At 73.3% G+C, this 5362-nt stretch carries 3 protein-coding genes and 2 pseudogenes; 3 read left to right on the top strand and 2 right to left on the bottom strand.

Going from position 1 to position 5362, the window contains the following annotated elements:
- Positions 1–274 (bottom strand): annotated as a pseudogene (locus tag ACVNF4_RS32045) (hypothetical protein); the annotation flags it as partial.
- Between the two features lie 200 nt (positions 275–474).
- Here ACVNF4_RS32045 and radA point away from each other — a divergent pair.
- A complete protein-coding gene (gene radA, locus ACVNF4_RS32040; protein WP_461806385.1) occupies positions 475–1884 on the top strand; it encodes a DNA repair protein RadA in 1410 nt (469 codons plus the stop codon).
- Between the two features lie 80 nt (positions 1885–1964).
- The gene (disA, locus tag ACVNF4_RS32035; protein WP_461806384.1) at positions 1965–3089 is read left to right on the top strand and encodes a DNA integrity scanning diadenylate cyclase DisA; all 1125 of its coding nucleotides are present in this window, start codon (positions 1965–1967) and stop codon (positions 3087–3089) included.
- Between the two features lie 877 nt (positions 3090–3966).
- On the opposite strand, the gene ACVNF4_RS32030 is transcribed toward disA, so the two are convergent.
- The gene (locus ACVNF4_RS32030) at positions 3967–4794 is read right to left on the bottom strand and encodes a hypothetical protein (RefSeq protein WP_461806383.1); all 828 of its coding nucleotides are present in this window, start codon (positions 4792–4794) and stop codon (positions 3967–3969) included.
- Between the two features lie 248 nt (positions 4795–5042).
- On the opposite strand from ACVNF4_RS32030, the pseudogene ACVNF4_RS32025 reads away from it, so the two are divergent.
- Positions 5043–5362, top strand: a pseudogene (locus tag ACVNF4_RS32025) (A/G-specific adenine glycosylase); the annotation flags it as partial.

Below are 5362 nucleotides of genomic sequence, written 5' to 3'. Positions count from 1 at the left end.
CGAGCGCGTACAGCCACGCCCGCAGCTCGCCGCCCTCGCCGGGCATCCGGTGCCCGCGCCGCTCGGCGAACGCCAGCGCGTCGCCCAGGGTCTCCACGGCCGCCTCGTGGTCGCACAGGACGGCCAGGCAGTACGTGAACAGCCCGTCGAGGTAGGGCTCGTACCGCGCGGGCGGGCGCTGTGCAACCGTGTGCGCGGCCTCACGGTCCCGCGCCTCCCGTCGCTGCCGGTGCGCGCCGGTCGTACGGGGCGAGGTCTCCGGACTCGTGCTCATCACCCGTGCGACCGTAGGCGCCCCGCGACGCCCCGCTCCCGAACCTTGAGCCCTTTTAATCCATACGGGTGAAACGATCCCTCAATAGGGGACGTCGTGTGCTCTCCCGTGGCCGATTCCCGGGGTGACCCGACCGGTTCCCGCCCATGGTTGTCCACAGGCCGGCCGCCGTGTCGGTGCCGCCCGCTACGGTTTCCCCCATGGCAGCCCGCACGAAGACCACCAAGGACCGTCCCTCCTACCGCTGCACGGAATGCGGCTGGCAGACGGCCAAGTGGCTCGGCCGCTGCCCGGAGTGCCAGGCGTGGGGGACGATCGAGGAGTACGGCGCCCCCGCGGTGCGCACGACGGCGCCCGGCCGTGTGACGTCGTCGGCGCTCCCGATCAGCCAGGTCGACGGCACACAGGCGACCGCGCGGACGACAGGCGTCCCGGAGCTGGACCGCGTCCTCGGCGGCGGCCTGGTCCCCGGCGCGGTCGTACTCCTGGCCGGCGAGCCGGGCGTCGGCAAGTCGACGCTCCTGCTGGACGTCGCGGCGAAGTCGGCGAGCGACGAGCACCGCACGCTGTACGTGACGGGCGAGGAGTCCGCGAGCCAGGTCCGCCTGCGCGCGGACCGCATCGGCGCCCTGGCCGACGACCTGTACCTCGCGGCGGAGACGGACCTCTCGGCGGTCCTCGGCCACCTGGACGCGGTGAAGCCGTCCCTGCTGATCCTGGACTCGGTGCAGACGATCGCGTCCCCGGAGATCGACGGCGCCCCCGGCGGCATGGCGCAGGTCCGCGAGGTGGCCGGCGCCCTGATCCGCGCCTCGAAGGAGCGCGGCATGTCGACGCTCCTGGTGGGTCACGTCACGAAGGACGGCGCGATCGCGGGCCCGCGCCTGCTGGAGCACCTGGTGGACGTCGTCCTGCACTTCGAGGGCGACCGGCACGCGCGCCTGCGCCTGGTGCGGGGCGTCAAGAACCGCTACGGGGCGACGGACGAGGTCGGCTGCTTCGAGCTGCACGACGAGGGCATCACGGGCCTCGCGGACCCCAGCGGCCTGTTCCTGACCCGCCGTGCCGAACCCGTCCCGGGCACGTGCCTGACGGTCACTCTGGAGGGCCGCCGCCCACTGGTCGCGGAGGTGCAGGCGCTGACCGTGGACACGCAGATCCCCACACCGCGCCGGACGACCTCGGGCCTGGAGACGTCCCGGGTGTCGATGATGCTGGCCGTCCTGGAGCAGCGCGGGCGCATCAGCGCGCTGGGCAAGCGGGACATCTACTCGGCGACCGTGGGCGGCGTACGCCTCTCGGAGCCCGCCGCGGACCTGGCGATCGCGCTCGCGCTGGCGTCGGCCGCGAGCGACACCCCGCTGCCGAAGAACCTCGTGGCGATCGGCGAGGTGGGTCTCGCGGGCGAGGTCCGGCGGGTGACGGGCGTGCAGCGTCGGCTCGCCGAGGCGCACCGCCTGGGCTTCACGCACGCGCTCGTGCCGGGCGACCCCGGGAAGATCCCGGCCGGGATGAAGGTCCTGGAAGTCGCCGACATAGGACAAGCCTTGAGCGTGCTCCCGCGCTCGCGTCGTCGACAGGCCCCCCAGGGCGAGGAGGAGCGCCGGTAGACTTTGCCCTGGTCTCGCCCGTCCGTACGAACCGTGTGCGCAGGCGGGAGCACCCCAGAACCTGTGACCGGAGGAGTGCAGTGGCAGCCAACGACCGGGCGGCGACTCCCGGAAAGTCCGGTGGGAGTGCCGGTGCCGATGGCCTGATGCGCGCCTCCCTGAGCGCCGTCGCCCCGGGCACCGCCCTGCGGGACGGCCTGGAGCGCGTCCTGCGCGGCAACACCGGCGGTCTGATCGTGCTCGGCTCCGACAAGACGGTCGAGACGATGTGCACCGGCGGGTTCGTCCTGGACGTGGAGTTCTCCGCGACCCGGCTGCGCGAGCTGTGCAAGCTGGACGGCGGCATCGTCGTCTCGTCGGACCTGTCGAAGATCCTGCGCGCGGGCGTGCAGTTGGTCCCGGACCCGACGATCCCCACCGAGGAGACCGGCACGCGCCACCGCACCGCCGACCGGGTCTCCAAGCAGGTCGGTTTCCCGGTCGTCTCGGTCTCCCAGTCGATGCGTCTGATCGCCCTGTACGTCGACGGGCAGCGGCGGGTCCTGGAGGACTCGGCGGCGATCCTGTCGCGCGCGAACCAGGCGCTGGCGACGCTGGAGCGCTACAAGCTCCGCCTCGACGAGGTCGCGGGGACGCTGTCGGCGCTGGAGATCGAGGACCTGGTGACGGTCCGGGACGTCTCGGCGGTCGCGCAGCGCCTGGAGATGGTCCGGCGGATCGCCACGGAGATCGCCGAGTACGTCGTCGAACTGGGCACGGACGGCCGTCTGCTGGCCCTCCAGCTCGACGAGCTGATCGCGGGCGTGGAGCCGGAGCGCGAGCTGGTCGTGCGGGACTACGTGCCTGAGCCCACCGCGAAACGTTCCCGTACGGTCGACGAGGCGCTCCACGAGCTGGACGCGCTGACCCACGCGGAGCTCCTCGAAATGTCCACTGTCGCCCGCGCGCTGGGCTACACGGCCTCTCCCGAGGCCCTCGACTCGGCGGTGTCCCCGCGCGGTTTCCGGCTCCTGGCGAAGGTGCCCCGGCTGCCCGGCGCGATCATCGACCGGCTGGTGGAGCACTTCGGCGGCCTCCAGAAGCTGCTGGCCGCGAGCGTGGACGACCTCCAGGCCGTCGACGGCGTGGGCGAGGCCCGCGCGCGGAGCGTCCGCGAGGGGCTGTCCCGGCTGGCGGAGTCGTCGATCCTGGAGCGCTACGTCTGACGCGCGGGCGCCGGGAAGGGCCTGGAGTGCCTCTGGGGGAGACACCGGCCGACGTTTCCCCCCGGGGTCCTCAGGGCCCGGTGAAATCGCCCACGCAGGCGCCCGGTTCCGCGTCCTCTCCGAGACCTCGGAGGGCCTCCGCGAAGCTTCCGGCCCGGCCGACCCCCTCCCGGAAGCCGCAGAGGGCTCAGCAATGCCTCTCTCACAGGCGCCCGGGCCGCGTTCTCCCCGGGGCCTCGGACGGTCCCGTGAAGCCCTCCCGCGCGGGTGCCCGGCCGGCGCCCTCCCAGGGAGCCTCCCGGGGTCTCAGGGGCCGGTGAAATCACCCGCACCGGCGCCCGCCCTCGGGGGCTGCGTTCTCCCCGGAACCTCGGAGGGCCTCCGCGAAGCTTCCGGCCCGGCCGACCCCCTCCCGGAAGCCGCAGAGGGCTCAGCAATGCCTCTCTCACAGGCGCCCGGGCCGCGTTCTCCCCGGGGCCTCGGACGGTCCCGTGAAGCCCTCCCGCGCGGGTGCCCGGCCGGCGTCCTCCCAGGGAGCCTCCCGGGGTCTCAGGGGCCGGTGAAATCACCCGCACCGGCGCCCGCCCTCGGGGGCTGCGTTCTCCCCGGAACCTCGGGCGGACCTGTGAAGCCTCGCGCGCGGGCGCCCCGCTGCGTCCCTCCGGGGATTCTCAGAGGCTCCGTGAAGCCTGCCGCACAGGCCGTGCCCGGTCAGCGTCCCGGGGAGCCTCAGAGGGGCTCGTGGAGCCTCTCGCGCAGGCGCCGGGTAGGGATTTGCTCCGGCGTCCCGGGAAGCGGCTCAGACAGGGGTGCGCGCCCCGGAAACGGCGCCTGCATGGTCGTACGGCATAGTCCGGCGCGCGGTGGCGACGGGGCGTCAGTCGGCTGCCAGGACGAAGGACGTCTGTGCCTTCGCGAATCCTGGGGCCTTCGCCTCGACGAGGTAGGTGCCGGCGGTGGCGGTGCCGGCGGGCGGGGTGGCGCACTGGGGGGCGCTCGGCTTGCGGTCCCATTTGACGGTGTAGGTGAAGGTGCTGTCGGCGGGGACGCGGTAGAGGGCGCTGCCGGTGGCCTTGGGGCAGTCGTCGGAGGCCCAGTAGGCGTGGTCGCTGCCGGTCTGAGTGATCGTCAGCACCGTGTTCTTCGGCGCGAGGTCGACCTTGCAGTCGCTGCCGGAGCTGTTGCGCGCGGTGAGCCGGAACGTCGGCGTCCGGTCGGGCGAGTAGGTGTTGCTGACGCTGCTGAGCGTCCAGGTGACCACGCTGGCCGTGCAGTTGGGGAGCCCGCTGCTCGCCGGGAGGGCGGTTCCGGCGCTGCCGCTGCCGTTGGAGCCGTCGTCGCCGCCCGAGGCGCCGCCCCCTGAGGTGTCGCCGCCCGCGTCACCCGCGCCCGCGTCCGTGCCGGAGCCGCCGTCGCCCGAACCCCCGCCGGAATCGGCCCCGTTGGAGTCACCGGGCGTCGACTCGTCGCGTCCGCCCGGGTGTTGGCTGATCGCGGGGCCCGAGGAGGACGGCCCGGGGGTGATCGACGACGCGGGATTCTTGCCGTTGGAGCCCCCCGCGCCGGTCTTCCCGCCGTCGTCCCCGGAGAGGACGATCCAGGCGATCAGAAGCGTCAACAGGGCCAGCACGGACAGCAGTACGGCCCTCCGTCGCCAGTAGATGGTGGAGGGAAGCGGCCCGACCGGATTGCGCAGAGATCCCACGGCCCAAACTGTACGAGAGATCGAGGCGTTCGCCGTCCCCACCCGCCGCCTGAACCACAACTTTTCCGGATCATCATCCCGGTCACGCCCTCCGGAACGGCCCCTACCGCCCCACTCGTTCACAATCGCACCCCTTGCACCTTTGGCCATGGGACGGAAACCGACGCCCCGGGAGCCGCTCGCGGCGCCCCCCTCACGGGTGACGGCACGCACGCGTGCGCCCCTTCCCATGGCAGGATCGAAGGGCCATGACTGCTCCCACGAAGCCCCCGCACAGCACCCCCGCCGACGCCGCCCCCGGCCTGTCCCGCAGAGCACGCGCGCGCGAGGAAGAGCCCGCCGAGAGCGTCGGCACGCACCTGCACGCCCCGGTCATCGACTGGTTCGAGGAACACGCCCGCGACCTGCCCTGGCGGCGCCCCGAGGCGGGCGCGTGGGGCGTGATGGTCAGCGAGTTCATGCTCCAGCAGACGCCCGTCAACCGTGTCCTGCCGATCTACGAGCAGTGGCTGGCCCGCTGGCCGCGCCCCGCCGACCTGGCCGCCGAGGCGCCCGGCGAGGCCGTCCG

The sequence above is a fragment of the Streptomyces sp. S6 genome (genome assembly GCF_054880855.1).
This window is presented reverse-complemented; position numbering and strand designations above follow the sequence as displayed.